At 38.7% G+C, this 17,564-nt stretch carries 12 protein-coding genes; 2 read left to right on the top strand and 10 right to left on the bottom strand.

Features of this window, described 5'->3' with window-relative positions; translation table 11 throughout:
• The 8 genes from ABES03_RS19245 to ABES03_RS19210 form a co-directional block, all read right to left on the bottom strand.
• Window positions 1-1,054, bottom strand: a 1,054-nt coding sequence (locus ABES03_RS19245; protein WP_430119693.1) for a DUF5667 domain-containing protein, incomplete at its 3' end; no start/stop codon positions are given.
• A 158-nt stretch (window positions 1,055-1,212) separates the two neighbouring features.
• Complete coding sequence (gene hpf, locus ABES03_RS19240; protein WP_430119691.1) at window positions 1,213-1,761, bottom strand: ribosome hibernation-promoting factor, HPF/YfiA family; 549 nt, start codon at window positions 1,759-1,761, stop codon at window positions 1,213-1,215.
• Between the two features lie 254 nt (window positions 1,762-2,015).
• Complete coding sequence (locus tag ABES03_RS19235; RefSeq protein WP_430119689.1) at window positions 2,016-2,732, bottom strand: ComF family protein; 717 nt, start codon at window positions 2,730-2,732, stop codon at window positions 2,016-2,018.
• A 29-nt stretch (window positions 2,733-2,761) separates the two neighbouring features.
• Window positions 2,762-4,249, bottom strand: coding sequence for a DEAD/DEAH box helicase (locus ABES03_RS19230; protein ID WP_430119687.1), 1,488 nt, complete (start codon window positions 4,247-4,249; stop codon window positions 2,762-2,764).
• A complete protein-coding gene (locus ABES03_RS19225) occupies window positions 4,237-5,244 on the bottom strand; it encodes a nuclease-related domain-containing protein (protein WP_430119685.1) in 1,008 nt (335 codons plus the stop codon). Before ABES03_RS19225 ends, ABES03_RS19230 begins: the two co-directional genes overlap by 13 nt.
• A gap of 445 nt (window positions 5,245-5,689) precedes the next feature.
• Entirely contained in the window at window positions 5,690-6,529 is an 840-nt protein-coding gene (locus ABES03_RS19220; RefSeq protein ID WP_430119683.1) for a DegV family protein, read from the bottom strand.
• A gap of 230 nt (window positions 6,530-6,759) precedes the next feature.
• Complete coding sequence (locus ABES03_RS19215; protein WP_430119681.1) at window positions 6,760-7,446, bottom strand: response regulator; 687 nt, start codon at window positions 7,444-7,446, stop codon at window positions 6,760-6,762.
• A 143-nt stretch (window positions 7,447-7,589) separates the two neighbouring features.
• Window positions 7,590-8,732 (bottom strand): sensor histidine kinase, encoded by a 1,143-nt coding sequence (locus ABES03_RS19210; RefSeq protein WP_430119679.1) that lies wholly within the window; start codon window positions 8,730-8,732, stop codon window positions 7,590-7,592.
• A 274-nt stretch (window positions 8,733-9,006) separates the two neighbouring features.
• Between ABES03_RS19210 and ABES03_RS19205 the strand changes: the two genes are divergently transcribed.
• Window positions 9,007-9,645, top strand: coding sequence for a YigZ family protein (locus ABES03_RS19205; RefSeq protein ID WP_430119677.1), 639 nt, complete (start codon window positions 9,007-9,009; stop codon window positions 9,643-9,645).
• 94 nt (window positions 9,646-9,739) lie between these two features.
• On the opposite strand, the gene ABES03_RS19200 is transcribed toward ABES03_RS19205, so the two are convergent.
• Both ABES03_RS19200 and ABES03_RS19195 read right to left on the bottom strand, forming a co-directional pair.
• Window positions 9,740-10,804: a glycosyltransferase family 4 protein gene (locus ABES03_RS19200; RefSeq protein ID WP_430119675.1), complete on the bottom strand. Its 1,065-nt coding sequence runs from the start codon at window positions 10,802-10,804 to the stop codon at window positions 9,740-9,742.
• 169 nt (window positions 10,805-10,973) lie between these two features.
• Entirely contained in the window at window positions 10,974-15,368 is a 4,395-nt protein-coding gene (locus ABES03_RS19195; RefSeq protein WP_430119673.1) for a bifunctional 2',3'-cyclic-nucleotide 2'-phosphodiesterase/3'-nucleotidase, read from the bottom strand.
• Window positions 15,369-15,742: 374 nt separating this feature from the next.
• On the opposite strand from ABES03_RS19195, the gene ABES03_RS19190 reads away from it, so the two are divergent.
• Window positions 15,743-16,810, top strand: coding sequence for an LCP family protein (locus ABES03_RS19190; protein ID WP_430119671.1), 1,068 nt, complete (start codon window positions 15,743-15,745; stop codon window positions 16,808-16,810).
• Window positions 16,811-17,564: the final 754 nt, after the last annotated feature.

The following is a 17,564-nucleotide window of genomic DNA, read 5'->3' as shown; positions in this document are numbered from 1 at the left end:
TCTCTTGAGCTTTTTTAGCTGCTGCTTGTTGCTTTTCTACATCTTTTCTTGCTGCTTCTGTGTTTTCAGACCTTTGTTCAGTTGTAGCTGTTTTTGCTTCAGTTGTTTCTTGTTCCACTTCGGTTGAAGTTTCTTCAGTAGTAGATTCATCAGTTGCCACTTCATCATCAGAAGATTCATCGCCGTTCACTTGATCTTCAAGCTTTTTCATCTTCTTAGCAAACTTAGCATTTTTCTTTTCAAGCTTAGCCGCCTTTTTCTCTAACTTAGCAAAAGATTTTTGGATGTTTTTCATTAGTGATTGTTGAGCTTTAGGGTTTTCAACATGTTCAAGAGCCATTAATAAAGCATCAATGTTATGAGCAAGTTTACTTTTTACTTTGACCTCAGTATCATCTGTAGCTTCCGTTTCATCTGTAGCTTCTGCTTGATCTGAAACTTCACCTTCAGTATCACTTACAGTATCTTCCCCAGTTGCTTCTTCAGACACTTTGTCGCTAGCTTGTTCTTGTGTTGCAATTGCTTCTTTTAATAGTTCTGCTGCTTCATCTGTTTTACCTTCAGCAAATAATGCATTTGCTTCTGCAATACGCTCAGCCGTAAAATCTGCTAGAAGCTGTGCTTCTTTATAATCGTCAAATGTGAAGGCAAGGCGAACCTTTTCAGCCATTAATTTTACAAAATAAAAGAAATCTCCAGGAATTAATGAAGGAGCTTCTGCTTCTTCTTGATCTGCTACTTCTGTATCTTCTGTTGTCGCTTCATCTGATTGTTCAGTTGCTTCTTCCTCAGTTGTTGCACTTGAATCGTCTGTAGTTGTTTCTGTTTCAACAGCATCGGATGTTGTATCTTCATTAACGGTATCGTCAGTTGTTACCCCAGAATCAACTGTTGTATTTTCAACTGATTCTGTACCTGTTTCAGTTGTTACTGCTGAATCATTTGTTTCAGTTCCATCCCCATTTGCAAAAGCTGAGCCTGTGCCAAATGAGAAAATAATTGTTGAAGCGAGCATACCACTTGTTACGAAATGTGCAACCTTTTTAGATTTCATGTCGAAAATTGCCCCCTATTTATTTGATACTAGAGAGTTCGTCTGGCACTACTATTTTTATGGGTGTGCATGGAAAAAGTTTTTTATCCAAAAGTTCTCAAAGTCTTTCAAATGAAAAACGCTGCCCCCAACAAGTGGAGACAGCGTTCTCTTTATCATTAATGTGTTTCAATTAATCCGTATCGGCCGTCTTTACGCTTGTAAACAACGTTTGTACGGTTAGTATCTGAATTTGTGAATACATAGAAGCTATGACCAAGCAAATTCATTTGCAGGATTGCTTCTTCACTATCCATTGGTTTTAAATCAAAACGTTTTGTACGAACTAATTCAAGATCATCTTCGTCTAAATCAGTTACTTCTGTGTTTTCAGCGGTTGCGAATGTAATTGGGAAGTCCCCTTTTTCGCGGAATTTACGATTGACCTTTGTTTTATGTTTGCGAATTTGACGCTCAAGCTTATCGGTAATCAAGTCAATAGCTGCATACATATCAACATTTGTTTCTTCTGCACGTAAAACTAATTGTTGTAGTGGAATTGTTACCTCTACTTTAGAAGTTTTATCTTGATTGAATCTTAGATTCACGTTAACCTTTGCATCTGGTGCCTCTGTAAAATAACGTTCCAATTTAGCAATTTTCTTTTCTACATACTCTCTAATTGCTGGAGTTACCTCAATGTTTTCGCCACGTACGTTATAGTTCATGTGGACTCCTCCTTTAGTTAAGGCTATGTATTAACATTTCTATTTTACCCTATGATAATCCTGCTAAATCAGAACAATAATTTTGTCGAATTATTGACAAAAACAACAATCAAATAGTGACAATGGTTCAAATCACATTTGACTTAGTTGGTATTTTTTTCTAAAATGAATGATTATTCATTTTTATTATATTACTTCTAAGTAAATTTTGCTACCAATACGCTTAGAAGATGGGTTTGAGTATGCTCATTTAGTTACCTTGCCAGAGTTAATGATTGAATACTTTCTGCTCCTGCACCCTTTAGAAGCTTTGCTGCATGTCGGAGGGTAGATCCTGTTGTATAAACATCATCAATTAATACAACTCGTTTACCTGATAAATCAGTTTCTGGTTCAATCCTAAAAACTTGAGGTACATGAATCCGTTCCACCCTTGACTTTTTCGATTGTTTTTCAGAGTGAACTCTGGTGAGCAGTTCATTTGGGGTAAAGCCTGATTCTACTAGTACAGATTTTGCCTGGTTAAACCCACGTTCATAAAGCCGCTCTTCACTTAATGGAATAGGGACAAGAACATCTACATCCATTTTCGAAAGTTCCTCTTTAAAAAACTCAACAAATATCTTCGCCAGCACATAATCTCCGCGGAATTTAAACTGGGCAATGACTTCTTTTAAAAACTCGTTATAGTAAAAAAGGGAGTGATTTTTTTCGAGAAGATTTTTCCACTCTGAATCTTCCTCCCAGCGAAGGCAATCATAACACAGATCACCTATCTGAAATTTCTCCTCTAACAGATGAAAGGGACGGCAGCAGATACGGCATGTTTCTCCTTCCAGTTTTTCAAGTTTTCCTTCACATGTAGAGCAAATGTATTTTTCTTTTTCCATGGAGAAGATAGCTCTCCACCCAATGATTGGCATAATCACTGCATGACAAATGAGACAATATTCAGATTGGAATGGATACATAACTTACTCCCTTTCTTTTGTATACCCCTTTATGAATCTAGCAAACCTTTTTTAATTCCCTCTCGATTCATGGAGACAATTTGCCTCCTAGCCTTTTGCATTTCTTCTGTTTTTCCGTAATGAAAAAAGGTGACTACTCCATCAGGATGAGCCTTGCTCCTTCCCGCTCTTCCGGCAATTTGTACAAGGGCGCTTTCTGTAAAAATAGGATCTTCTGCCCCAACAACTGCTACATCAATATTTGGAAAAGTGACTCCCCTTTCTAGAATCGTGGTCGTCAACAGTACTGGAATTTTTTTATCTCGCATTCGTTGAACCTTATTTTTCCTGTCTGGGTCTTCGGCATGTACCGTCTCCATTTCAGGGTTAATGTGGCGCAGAATTTCTAGTGCTTTTTCCATTAAAGGGATGTGAGGAAAAAAGAGTAATACCTGTTTGCTAGCTTGGATACGTTCAAGAACCCAGCGGAGCACATTTGTTGGCAGTTTGTCTTTTTTTAGTCGCTTTTGCCAGTTGCCACACCAGGTAAATTCAGGAACTGGAAGGGGATGACGATGAAATCTAGCTGGAATGGTCGTAAATGTTCGTTTACCAGTGCGACATTCTCTTTGCCATTTTTCACTTGGTGTAGCAGTCAGGTAAATCATCGCTGAAGTGGGTTTCCGAGCCTGAACCGCAGCATACTGAAGGGAGTCCTCCACTGTATAAGGGAACGCGTCGACTTCATCTAAAATAATGGCATCAAAAGCATCGTAAAAACGAAGCAGTTGATGTGTGGTCGCAATGGTAAGGGAGGCAAATAAGTGGCGGTCTTCACTTCCACCATACAGGGAGGCAATCGTCAGTTCAGGAAAGGCTGCCTTTAATCTGGGAGTGAGTTCTAGTACAACGTCTGTCCTAGGTGTAGCAATACAGATTCTTTTTCTAGCCTTTATAGCTGCCTCTATTCCAGCAAATAATACCTCTGTTTTTCCAGCCCCACACACTGCCCAAATTAGGTGTTCTCGATTTTGCATGATGGCCTCTACCACGTGCAAGGAAGCGATCAATTGCCCTTCTGAAAGGGTTCCTTCCCAAGCCATGATGTTACCAGGAAGTTGAGTGACAGGTACAGTGCCATTCCAGCCGATAAGTGGTGTACACTCGCTAATTCTTCCCATCATGAGACAGTGACGGCAATAATGACACTGTTCACCGCACCTTGAACAAAAAAAAGAGGCAAACTTCTGCGGGTCTTTATTTCCACACCGGGTGCAAATGAGCTTATTCCCATTTTTGGAGATACCCTTCCTGTAAGTGATATAGCCTTTTTGATAATGAGTTTGAATTTCAGCAAGAGGGAATGGTATATCATCCAGGAGAAGTTGTTTACCACTTAGTAACATCTGTAGATCGGGATTATAGGTGAATAGTGGATTAGGCGGCGGTTGTGGGATCGTTGGAATGTGAGAGATGGGAAGGGAATCAGCGTGTGTGAGGTCTGGGAGTAATTGTCCATCCTTTACTATAAAACGCATAGGGTCACCTCATTGGGCCGTAGGTGATAGATTCGATCTCTCGTTTTACCTGTCACTTGTAATTTTAATCTAAGAAGAATTTTTTGAGCAATATCACTTGTAGGGAGATGTAGAAAGGTCCGACATTCTGAGTTAGTAATGGTCGGCTTAATTAAGTAATAGTAATCACTAAGTGCGTCTATGTGGGCATCCTTCGAGGTTAGGAGGCATTTCGAACAAACCCATTTTCCTTTTTTATATTCCATAGGTGTATGAAGGCATTTTTCATTAGGACAACAAACTCCACTAAGGATCTCTTTTCCTGTAAGCTTGTACTCTTCCAATATTTTTATTTCCTTTGGACTATGATGGCTTAAGAGTAATTTTCCTATATGGTTAAGTGTCTCCATATCAATCAGTTCTTTCTTAAATCTTTGCTCCAGTGCGTTAATTTTATTAAATAGGTCTCTACCTTTGCATATTTTATTTAAATCCGTTTTATCGTTGGAGGTGGTTTTTAAAATGGTATTGGTCGCACTCTTGAAAAAAACGAGGTAATCAACCGGCAGCAAATCGCAGCCATTAGATCTCATCCAGCCTCTTAAAAGAGATTGAAGGCGTTGACCTTGGACACGCGGATCCTCAAAGGACTCTTCGCTGCCATCATTGTTGACTCGAATTAGCTGTTTGAAGACATTGTCAAATTGTAATATACCAATAATATTTTTTGCTTCAATAATTAGGATATGTGTTTGAGCGATTAGTAAAGCATCGATTTGGAAGTGGACACCATTGTGTACTAATTGGAGGTCATAAAAAATGAAGTACTTTTCTTGAGGGAGCTCTTTGAGGTAATTAGCTAGGGCAACTTCTCCCCAGTATCCAGCCCATCTTTTGGCCAGATCTTTTTCTATAATTGAATGTTTGCTGTGACCTTTTATTAACCGTTTCTTTACTATGTTTGTCAATATAAGTCTCAGCGGTAAAGGAAGTTCTTTTAAAACCAATTTTATCATCACTCCTTTTCTTTTTTGATAAATTTCTACAATTGCTGGAAAAATTCCTTCTTTATTGTCGAAAGTTTTATATTTTTATTTGAACTAGTTGGCTTGGTCGAGTGGATTCCGCCAACTTGCTGTTTTATTCCGCCAGTTTTCCGTTGGATTCCGCCAACTCATAGCGTATTTCCGCCAACTTTCCTTGTTAATCCGCCAAGCCTCAATATAGTGACCCATGATTGTGTTTGCTGCTGCATCCTAGCATGGGAATTCCGCGCGTTTGAACTGGTATTCCGCCAACCTGTTGTCTTATTCCGCCAGTTTTCTGAGGTATTCCGCCAACTCATAGCGTATTTCCGCCAACTTTCCCAATAATTCCGCCAACCCCCTTTTTATATTACCTTTTATAAAAAAATAAAAACCATTCCGGCTAGAGGCCGGAACGGCAGCATATTGAAGATTTTTATTTTTTCATCCAGCCCATTCCCATGGAGCCTTCTCCTAGATGGGTACCGATGACTGCACCAAAATAACCAATAGAAAAATCTACGTTGGGATACATGGCGGCTAATTCTGTCCGCCACTCCTTAGCTTCTTCCTCACGATTGGCCTGGATAATAACGGCTTGATAATTTCCACCTTGCAACGCATCTTCACCTAGCAGGTCCACCATTCGTTTCAAGGCTTTCTTGCGGGTTCGGATTTTTTCAAACGGAACAATCACCTTGTTCTCAAAATGTAGCAGCGGCTTTACCTGCAGCAAACTTCCGATAAATGCCTGTGCACTTGAAAGACGCCCACCTCTTTGAAGATGCGAGAGGTCATCTACCATAAAATAGGCACGAGCCGATTTTTTCATTTCTTCTAGCCTTTTCATAATGGCCCCAGCATCTCTACCGCGTGCTGCCCACTCTGCAGCTTCAATGGCATAAAAACCTTGTACCATACAGCTAATTTCCGAATCGAACGGATATACCTCAATGCCCTCAACCATCGTACTGGCCGTTACAGCCCCTTGGTACGTACCGCTTATTCCACTTGATAGATGGATGCTAATAACCGCATCGTACTTCTTGGCTAGTCGTTCGAACAATTCCACAAACTGACCAATTGGTGGTTGGGAGGTAGTTGGTAACTCTTTCGTCTTTACCTCTTCGTAAAATTCGCTAGCATGGATATCAACCTCTTCCCGGTAAACTTCATTTCCAAATATGACATTTAACGGGATCATATGTATATCAAATTTCTCACGTAATTCCTTTGGTATGTAGGCGGTGCTATCCGTGACAACTGCCGTTTTCATATATTAATTACCATCCTTGTCTTTTTAAACTGCTCGGAAATTTTACACAAATATTCCGAACCTACCTAATGCGCTCTCCATGAACTACAATATGAACGAATATTCATTTCTTACATAATGTCTATTTTATATGAAAGCGTAAGAAAATGCATTATATAAAAAGGAGCTATAAATCAAAAATAGGGCATGCTTTCGAAGCATACCCTACTAACTTTCAAACCATCTATCAATTATCTTACTTCCACCCAGCCATTTTTAATAGCAACGACTACTGCTTGAGTACGATCATTAACGTTCATTTTTTGTAAAATATTACTCACATGGTTTTTAACTGTTTTTTCACTGATAAATAAGGCTTCACCGATTCCACGGTTACTTTTACCATCAGCAAGCATTTGCAACACTTCGCACTCTCTGCGAGTTAACAGGTGCAATGGACGGCGGATTTCATGTGCTGGTACATAGCCACCACCACTACCGGAAACACCAGCTGCCAATCTGCGATATTCGTTCACTAGATTGTGAGTAACCTTTGGATGTAAGTATGAACCACCATCTGCCACTACTCGAACAGCCTCAATCAAGGCATCAGCATCCATTTCTTTTAATAAGTAGCCACATGCACCTGTTTTTAATGCATGTGTGACATAATTTTCATCATCATGAATGGATAAAATGATAACTTTTGTTTCTGGGTATTTTTCCACTAGCTCTCGGGTTGCTTCAACCCCATTCATTTGCGGCATGTTAATATCCATAATTACCACATCTGGTTGGTATTCTTGCACAAGACCTAATGCTTCACTGCCATCATCGCCCTCTGCTACAACCTGGAATGATTTTTCAAACTCAAGTATTCTTTTAACGCCTTCTCTGAATAGTTGGTGATCATCAATAATGACAATTTTAGTAGACATTCTCATTTCCCCCTAATCCTTCTCAGTATTAATATTTTTTCAGTCAACGAATTTTTAATTGGCTTTCTTAAACTTGTCTGTTGATTTCCGCTCCAATCAACAGGTTATAAAAATAAATCAACAATGTTCTCTAGCACAGCCTTTTAATTGGTCAATGGAACTCGAATCCAGACAGCTGTCCCTTTTCCTATTTTTGAATCAAAGGTAATATCCCCATCAAGCAAGTCTACCCGCTCTCTCATGCCAATCATTCCAAAAGACTCAGGTTTCTTAATAGAGGTGTCAAAGCCTCCCCCATTGTCCTTAATGAGAACAGTGATATCATTGTTAGTTATTTCTAGTTTCACCTTGATTTCACAGGCATTCGCGTGCTTCAGCGCATTTTGAACGGATTCTTGAATCATTCGAAACAATGCGACTTCGTACTTAGTCGGAAGTCTGCGCTCTAGGCCCAAATTCATAAATGTTATTTTGGAATTGTTATGATATTCTTCGATTGTTTGTAGATATTTTCTGAGGGTAGGAACCAAACCTAAATCATCCAGTGCCATTGGACGTAGGTCATAAATAATCCTTCGTACCTCATAAAGTGCTGAACGCACCATTTTTTTGAAGCTATTAACTTCAGAGAAAGCCTCATCTGGGCCTCTTTCACGATAGACACGCTCAATTAAATCCGAACGCATGATGACATTGGCAAGCATCTGGGCTGGACCGTCATGAATTTCCCGTGACAATCGCTTTCTCTCTTCCTCTTGCGCTTCAATAATTTTCAAGCCGAAGTCTTGCTTGGCTTTAGCATCTTCTAATACTTCACCAACTTGTTTTAAATCACTCGTTAAATAATTCATAACAACAGAAATTTGTGAAATAAGCTGTTCAGCACGATCAATCGTATCATTTAAACCAATGAGTCTTCGTTCAAGATCATCTCTTTTATCAAGCAGTTGTTTCTTGTACTGCCAGTTAATCGATAGATCCATTTGTAACTGATGTGCTTTTTCGTAGGCTTCACGAACCTCTTCCTCAGTATAATTTTTAAAATTCATACTGACTTCTGAAAGGGTCAAACGTGCCTCTTTGACCTGTTCTTCCAGTTGGTCTCCCTCTTCAATCAGCTTAACCATCATTTGCTTAATATTAGCTAATTCATTTGTCATGCTCTCATAGTCATGACGGCATTTCTCACCAATACGAAAAATATCACTTTTACTACAGGTGACGGTTTCAATCATTTCTTCCCGAATTTCATCAATCGATTTCATATCAATTTGCTTAATTTTCATCACATTCCTCCGGGGATTTTTTCCCTTTAGGCCTTACATTTTATTTAACATTGTGGAATAAACCATTAAAAAACTTTTCTAGAAACCTCATTATGAGTCTAAAAGTAGTATAATAATATTATTTTACTGCTTTATTCCTATTAAACTATACTTTAATAAAATAGAAAAGCATTACACCCACTAGGCCTATTATAACATTCGAACTTTACTACCATATTAAAGGTATATTACAGCAATATTTTATATTTTTTTCTTTTAAGGAAAGGAGCCTTACATGCTGTTACGATATTATACTGTTAAAACATTAGGAGAACATGAAATCAACATTCAAAAGTCCCGTTTTATTGCACATATTAACAGAGCTGAAACGGAGTCGGAAGCACAGGATTTCATTCAGGCGATTAAGAAACAACATTGGGATGCCACTCATAATTGTTCAGCCTACCTCATCGGTGAGCATGATCACATTCAAAAAGCCAATGATGATGGTGAGCCAAGTGGAACAGCTGGGGTACCTATTCTTGAAGTTTTGAAAAAAAGAAAGTTGAAAGACACCGTTGTTGTCATCACCCGCTATTTTGGTGGTATTAAATTAGGTGCAGGTGGACTTATCCGCGCTTACGGAAAGGCGACATCGGAAGGCCTAGACGCAGTTGGTATTGTCGAAAGAAGACTTTCACAGATTATCCATGTGAAAATTGACTATACCTGGCTTGGAAAAATTGAAAAGGAATTGCGTGCCTCCAAATTCAAAATAAAAGAAATTCACTATTTGGATGTGGTTGAAGTTGAAACGTTCGTAGATGAGAGTCAAGTCCAAACCTTTATGGATTGGATGGTAGAACTAACGAACGGCCAATGCACATTAACCAAAGGTGATACAATTTATCTAGAAGAAGATTTCAAAAGATAAAACAGGTATGTCTTACTCAGGATTATAGTAGGTCTTAAGAAAGAAGGCAATTGGGAAAAAAATTAAAAAGGGCTCAATATTGAGTCCCTTTTTACTATGACCGGTCTTTTGCCGTACTCATTTTTAATGTACGAACCATATTCAGTAATGGACGATGGTCCTTCCCCATTAAGCCAATTTTTTCAGCGATAATCTCAATAGTTAGGACGACAATTCCAATTAAGAAAAGAGCCCCACCAATTCTCGCCTGGGAGTAAATGACTGCGATTAGTCCAAAAAATGCGGCCATGGCATAAATAAGTAACACTGTTTGACGGTGGGAATAGCCCATTCGCAGCATGCAGTGATGAAGATGAGATTTATCAGGTGCTGATAATGGCTGTTTATTAATGATTCTCCTGATAATCGCAAAAAAAGTATCCGATATGGGTACGCCAAGAATAATAACTGGAATAACAAAGGAAATAAAAGTTACATTCTTAAAACCAAGAAGTGATAGAACAGAAATGATGAACCCTAGAAAAAGTGCCCCTGTATCCCCCATAAAAATACTGGCAGGATGAAAGTTGTAAATTAAAAAACCTAGCGTGCTTGCAAGAACGATCGACCCCATTGCCACTACGTATAAATTCCCTTGAATAATCGCCATTCCCGAAATGGTAATTAGGGCAATAGATGAAACCCCTGCCGCGAGCCCATCGAGTCCATCAATTAAGTTAATGGCGTTCGTTATCCCAACAATCCAAAGAATCGTAAAAGGAATACTTAAAAAACCAAATTGAAGCTGACCGCCAAATGGAAGGTTAATGAACACCATTTGCAAATCGCCTAAAAAAACAACCGAGAACGCTGCTGCTAATTGACCTAGAAGTTTATACTTTGCCGGCAATTCAAACAAATCATCACAAAAACCGGTGATCACGATGATCAAACAGCCGATAAAGATGCCAATAGAGTAAGGGTTATCCGGTTTTATTAGGAAAATACCTACCATAAAACTAATAAATATGGCTAAGCCACCTAGCCTTGGCATAATCGACTGATGAACTTTCCGATGATTTGGACGATCAGTCGCGCCAATGCGAAAGGCGAGTTTTTTAATAAGTGGAGTAATAAGGATGGAGACAAAAAAGCATACTATAAAGGTAAGATACAGCATTAAACATCCTCCTTGTTTTTCAGTTTGTCCATTATTAGTAAAACGAAAACAAATAAAGGATAGTAATAAACGGAAAAAATTCAAATATATTCAGAAAGCACTGTTGAGTATATTTTTGCAAAAAAAGAGGCAATCCCCAAAGGAATTACCTCTTTCAGTGTTACATAGATTACTTAATCCATGCTCCATCTTTACCTACTTTATATCCACCTACTGTTGTGTTTGCAGCCATGCTACCATCTTTGTATAGGTAATACCACTTACCACCAGTGGATACCCAGCCAGTTTGCATTGCACCGCTAGAAGCAAGGTAGTACCACTTCTTACCGGTGTATACCCAACCAGTTTTCATATCACCGTTAGTTTGATCTAGGAAGTACCATTTGCCGCCAACTAAAGCCCAGCTGGTTTTCATAACACCGGTAGCATCAAAGAAGTACCATTTACCCTTAACTTGATACCAGTTAACCTTCATGTCTCCGTTAACTTTATCTAAGTAGTACCACTTGCCATCTTCTTTGTACCAGCCAGTTAGCATTGCACCGTCTTCGTCTAAGAAGTACCATTTTTTGTTCACTTTAACCCAGCCAGTTTCCATGAAACCGTTTTTGTCGAAGTGATACCATAGACCATCTTCATCTTGAAGCCATTTATTTGCATAAGCTTCTTCTGTTTGAGGATCTACATAAATCCAGTGACCTTCTTCTTCATCTCCAACCCAGATCCATCCAGTTGCAGCATCAACTGTAACATCAAATGGAGCCAAGTTTCCAGTTCTGTCTGTAATATCTAAGCGAATTACAGTACCTTTAGCTAATGGAGCGTCTAACTCGATTTCGAAGTAACCTTCGTCATCTGCAGTTACTTGACCAATCTCTTTTCCACCAACGTTTGCAACAACCTTTGCAAGAGGCTCAGTGTAACCATATACATACTGGTCATAATTTGTTACATAAACATCTGGTTGTTCAACAAAGTTATCAATTTGGATACGACCTTCAATTTCTGCTGAAACCGGTTGTGGTAGAGATTTGAAATACTGAACAAATCCATCTAGGTCAACCATGTTTGTTACACGATCTTTACCAGACTTAAGGACTGCAAAGCCGTCTCCACCGTCAGCCATGAAGTTGTTAACTGTAATTGTATACTCTGCTTGTGGATCAATTAATGAACCATCTTCAGTGTAGATATCAAGAACTTTGCTGCCATAAGGCTGTGAATCCGTCCAAGTATAGTGAAGACCAGAAATTGACATGATCTTGTTATAGCTTGGTGGTGCTTGGAATTGTTGATTTAGTAACGTTCTAATTTGATCGCCAGTGACAGTCATTGTTACAAGGTCGTTACCAAACGGTTGAACCTTGAATAAATCGCCCCAAGTAATCGTTCCAGCTGGAAGTGGGTTACGGATACCGCCAGCGTTCATAAATCCAAAATCAGTGCCTGTTACTGCACGCATACCATCAGCAATTAAGTTACCAAGTGCAGATTCACCAGATGCATTTTGCACATTAGTGATTGCAGCAGATGTAGAACCAACTACTTGACTAACGACTGGCTTAATATCTTCTTGGTAGCCATCAAGCTCTGCTTTGATTTTTGGATCAGCAGTAATCTTGCTGTGAAGTGTGTCTACCACTTCAGCCTTAGTTTGATCCTTCATTACATCCCCAGTAGCAGGGTCAATTGTTAAATCAATATCAGAGAAGGCAGTACCGTAAGACCAAGATTGGACTAATACTTTTCCTTCAACATTTGTGTTTAGGTATTTATGGTCATGAGCACCATAAATTACGTCAACTGATGAATCAATAGCTTTTGCCATATCAACAACTTGTCCAGTTGCTGCTGTACCATCAGTTTTCGAAGTTCCAGGGTTATGGGCAAGAACAACGATTGTTTTAACGCCCTTATCTGTTAATTCTTTCGCATACTTATTGATTGCAGTTACTTCATCAGTGAATTTAACTCCTGCAACACCTGCTGGAGTTACGATTAATGGTGTATCCTTTGTTACTACACCGATAAAGCCGATTTTAACGCCATCTACTTCTTTTACTGTATATGGAGGTAAAATTGGTTCGTTTGTTTTCTCGTCAACTACGTTTGCTACAACGTAATCCATCGTTGAACCAGTGAACTTACCATATTTTTCTTCATATTTTGCAGTTTTTGGATTATCTCCACCATTGATTAGACGCTTCATTTCTGCTACGCCTTCATCGAATTCGTGGTTACCAATTGTACCTACATCAAAACCAAGTTCGTTCATGAAACGAATTGTTGGTTCGTCTTGTAGTAATGCAGATACTGGCGGGCTCGCTCCAACAAGGTCACCGGCTTGAAGCATTAGTGTATTAGCTGGGTTCGCAGCTTCTCTTTCTTTAAGGTAAGCGGCTAACCATTCAATACCACCAGAGTAATCTACTACTTTACCCGTTGAGTCTTTAATAGATCTCCAAGTATCAAGCTGACCGTGGTAGTCATTGATTCCTAATAATTGAACGTGTACGTTTTGGTCTAAAGAGTACTGTTCAAAACCAGAACCATCAGATAATGGAGCAACATCTTTTACGTTTGGAGCTGATGTTAGAACATCTTTAGCAGCTGGAGAAGATTTAAATGTTAATGTTTTTGCAACTCCCCCAACAGGAGCAATTTTCCAGTTGTTATCTGCTACAGGGTTAACAACTTTTTGTTCTTTAATGTAATCCATCAAAATTTGACGGTTTTCATATGGAGAATCAACAACGATTGTTGCATTTCCACCCTTTGTTCCCGGGAAGTTACCACCGCCAGTTGCACGATAGTTGTTCGTTGCAACAATGAATTTTTGAGCAGGATCAATTGGGTTTCCATTCATATCAGTAAAGTTGATGATACGATGTGAATCAGCACTTACAACATCACCAGTTGTGAAATTGTAACGAGCTGGCTTTGTTACATCCACTTGGTATTTAACACCATCAATTACATCAAAGTTATATGGTTGGAAGCTGTAATTGATTAGTTCTTGTGCGTCTGCATTGTTAGGATCAATTTGGTTGAACTGTGATGCTGACATTTCTAACCATTCTTTAACTTCAGCTCCAGTTAACTCAACTGCTTTTAACGTGTTGTTATACAAGTAAAGGTCATTAGCACTCTTAATTGAAAGATCGCCTTTTAGAATATTTGTATAATCAGTTGCACCTTGACGTCCAGCTTTGAAAGGTGCACCAGCAGAAATAACAGGAACGTCTGCTAATTCTGGTTTATTCGTTTTAATCCAATTTTTTACATAGTCGGTTTGAGCATTGTTTACGATTTGGATAGTTGGATCATCCATTACACGTGAGAAATAGCTGTGCATTTGTGAAGTAGTTTCACCAATTTTTCCACGTACATAAGCAAGTGTTGCTTCATGCTCAGTTTTAACCGCATTTACAATTGTTTCATCAGCTACAGTTGTAGCAGTTACAGGCTTAGTTACAGATTTAGATTTTGTACGATCTGCTGTCCATGTTCCATCTTCTTGCTGAACTAATTCTAGGTCAAGAACACCTAGGTTATTACCCCAGAATCCTGCTTCAACTGCAGGCGTACCGTTGATTGTACCTTGAGTGTTATCTAGTCCTGGTAAATCTGGTTGATCAAGTTTTCCACCTACGTGGAACTCTTTACCACCTGGGAATGCATAGTGTGCATGTCCGAATAGAAGGGCATCAATGCCAGATACTTTACTTAGTGAGAACACAGCATTTTCTGCTTCTTCTTGACCATCGTTTGTAACATCGCAGCCTGAGTGAGCAATTGCAACGATTACATCTGCTCCCTTAGATTTCATTTCTGCTACATATTTATTAGCTGTCTTAACGATATCTTTTACGATAACTTTGCCTTCTAGGTTATCTTTATCCCACTGAAGGATTTGTGGTGGAGCAAAACCAACTACACCAACATTAATTGTTTGTTCAACACCATTTTTATCCTTAATCTTTTTAGGAATGATTTGGTATGGTGTGAAATAGTTTTTGTCATTTGTTGGATCACTGTCATGGTCATCCACAAAGATGTTAGCGTTTACAACCGGATACGGGGCATTCTTTAATGCAGTGTTTAAGTAGCCTAGTCCATAGTTGAACTCGTGGTTTCCAACGATACCACCATCATAGTTTAAAATATCCATAGCCTTGAACATTGGGTGTACTTCTGATTCAGTTAAAGGCTTTACTTTTGCAACATAATCTGCCATCGGGTTCCCTTGTAACAAATCACCAGCGTCGAACAACATAGAGTTACTTGCATCAACCTCAGATCTAGCTTGTGCAATTAAACTTGCAGTTTTAGCTAAACCGTAATTGACACCCTTATCAGTATCTTGGTAATAATCATAAGCCATGACAGCATCATGAAGGTCAGTTGTTTCTAAGATACGTAGTGTTGCAGTATTACCAGTTGTTCCAGCTGCTTTTGCTGATTGTGGGAATATATTCAGTGGAACTGTAGTAAGTGCTAGTGCAACAGCTAGAGAACTATTAAGCATTCTTCTTTTCATGCTTCGTTTGATCTTTCTCTTCACACTTTTTCCGCCCTTCGACAAAAATATTTGTATTGCAAGACTATTCTACTAATTTTTCGAAAAGATTGATAGTCCTTTTTGTAAAATATTTGTTGCTAGTTTGTAAATTTGCTATCTACTAAATTTTTAGAATCATATTATTTTATCTTATTTTAATCAATAATTTCTTTACTGATATAACATGTAACTAATACAAGTTCACATACGTCTATCAAGAGTAGGTTATGCAAAGTTTGTATCATAATAGAAGAATCATTTTTCAATTTTCGACAAAAAGTTTCAATTTACGTAGTGACTAAAAACCTGTAAAATGGAATTTGGTCTAAACTAAACTTACAAATTATGATAATGACATATAACAAAGGAGAAATGTGATGCCTGAATTTCAACGTACTCAGCGAATGAGTCAAAAGAAGAAAAAGAGCAGAAAAAAGCGCATATTTATGTGGATTATTGTCCCACTGTTAATCGTTGCTCTTGGAGGAGCTGGATATGCGACATTCTTATTGAAAAAAGCTGAGTCAGTAGTTAATAAGTCCTATAAGCCAGTTAAAACTGTTTCTAAAAGGACCTCAGCAGTTAATCCAAGCGAGGATAATATTTCCATTTTACTAATCGGTGTTGACGAAAGTAAAAGCCGTCAAAAACAATATGGAGATGCCGTTCGCTCTGATGCTCTTTTGGTTGCAACCTTAAACAAAAAAGAGAAATCTGTAAAACTGTTGAGTATTCCTCGTGATTCGTATGTGTATATTCCTGGAAAAGACAAATTTGATAAAATCACACATGCCCACGCATACGGCGGGCCAAAAATGACGATAGAGACCGTCCAAGAAATGCTTGATATACCAATCGATTATTATGTAAAAGTAAACTTTTATGCATTCATTGACGTAGTTAATGCTTTAGACGGTATTGATGTTGAAGTCCCATATGCTATTTCAGAGAAAGATTCTGAGGACCATCATAATGCGATTCGCCTAAAGCCAGGATTCCAAACATTAACGGGTGAGCAAGCACTTGCACTTGCAAGAACTCGTCATAAGGATACAGATATTATGCGTGGTATGAGACAGCAGGAGATTATTAAAGCAATTGTTAAAAAAGCTTTATCGATTAAATCCTTTTCGAAACATACCGACATGATCGAAGCTGTCGGCGATAATATGCAAACCAACATGTCCTTTAAGGATATGAAATCTTTAATAGACTATGGTTTAGCAGGTAGCGGGTTAACGATTGATACGTTAAATTTAAAAGGTGAAGATACCTATATTAACAGAGTTTACTATTATAAGCTTGATGATGAGAATTTAGAACAAACAAAGTCAATTTTAAAGGCACATCTTGGTACTGATTCTAGCAATACTGAATCAACAAGTTTGGAAAGTGAAAGCACTGATACTGATAACACAGATGATAGTTCATCTGACAATAATTAAATGTAAATTCAGGCCGTATCACATAGGTGATACGGTTTTTTTATGGTGTTTTGGGTGTCATGCACACATTTTTTAATATAAAAAAAGCGCAAGCGCCTTGATGAGCCCCGATTAAAATGACTTGTCGATCTAGCAGAGCTCCGACAGAGACCTAGTCCCACTTAAGTGTACAAAAGTCCATATTTTTTAGTAGCCAGGCAACCTTGACTTGGGCATTAGAAACTTCCCCTATTTACCGGTCATGCATTTTTCGATTTGCCACGGGCATTAGAAACATTCCCTATTTACCGGTCGTGCACTTTTCCCCTTGTCTTGGGCATTAGAAACTTCCCCTATTTACCGGTCAAGCATTTTTCGATTTGTCACGGGCAGTAGAAACATTCCCTATTTACCGCTTGAGCACTTTTTCCCTTGCAAGGGGCATTAGAAACTTCCCCTATTTACCGGTCATGCACTTTTCCCCTTGCCTTGGGCATTAGAAGCATCCCCTATTTACCGGTCGTGCACTTTTCCCCTTGCCTTGGGCATTAGAAGAATTCCCTATTTACCGCTTGAGCATTTTTCGATTTGCCACGGGCATTAGAAACATTCCCTATTTACCGCTTGAGCACTTTTTCCCTTGCCTTGGGCATTAGAAACATCCCCTATTTACCGGTCAAGCATTTTTCGATTTGCCACGGGCATTAGAAACATTCCCTATTTACCGCTTGAGCACTTTTTCCCTTGCAAGGGGCATTAGAAACTTCCCCTATTT

The sequence above is a fragment of the Neobacillus rhizosphaerae genome (genome assembly GCF_050477885.1).
Lineage (GTDB): Bacteria > Bacillota > Bacilli > Bacillales > Cytobacillaceae > Neobacillus > Neobacillus rhizosphaerae_A.
Note: the sequence above shows the minus strand (reverse complement) of the source record. Positions and strands in the feature narration are given on the sequence as shown.

What these genes read in the sequence shown, in the direction of transcription:
- hpf (WP_430119691.1), bottom strand. Translation starts at nt 1,761, where the DNA reads ATGAACTATAACGTACGTGGCGAAAACATTGAGGTAACTCCAGCAATT.
- ABES03_RS19235 (WP_430119689.1), bottom strand. Translation starts at nt 2,732, where the DNA reads ATGTATCCATTCCAATCTGAATATTGTCTCATTTGTCATGCAGTGATT.
- ABES03_RS19230 (WP_430119687.1), bottom strand. Translation starts at nt 4,249, where the DNA reads ATGCGTTTTATAGTAAAGGATGGACAATTACTCCCAGACCTCACACAC.
- ABES03_RS19225 (WP_430119685.1), bottom strand. Translation starts at nt 5,244, where the DNA reads ATGATAAAATTGGTTTTAAAAGAACTTCCTTTACCGCTGAGACTTATA.
- ABES03_RS19220 (WP_430119683.1), bottom strand. Translation starts at nt 6,529, where the DNA reads ATGAAAACGGCAGTTGTCACGGATAGCACCGCCTACATACCAAAGGAA.
- ABES03_RS19215 (WP_430119681.1), bottom strand. Translation starts at nt 7,446, where the DNA reads ATGTCTACTAAAATTGTCATTATTGATGATCACCAACTATTCAGAGAA.
- ABES03_RS19210 (WP_430119679.1), bottom strand. Translation starts at nt 8,732, where the DNA reads ATGAAAATTAAGCAAATTGATATGAAATCGATTGATGAAATTCGGGAA.
- ABES03_RS19205 (WP_430119677.1), top strand. Translation starts at nt 9,007, where the DNA reads ATGCTGTTACGATATTATACTGTTAAAACATTAGGAGAACATGAAATC.
- ABES03_RS19200 (WP_430119675.1), bottom strand. Translation starts at nt 10,804, where the DNA reads ATGCTGTATCTTACCTTTATAGTATGCTTTTTTGTCTCCATCCTTATT.
- ABES03_RS19190 (WP_430119671.1), top strand. Translation starts at nt 15,743, where the DNA reads ATGCCTGAATTTCAACGTACTCAGCGAATGAGTCAAAAGAAGAAAAAG.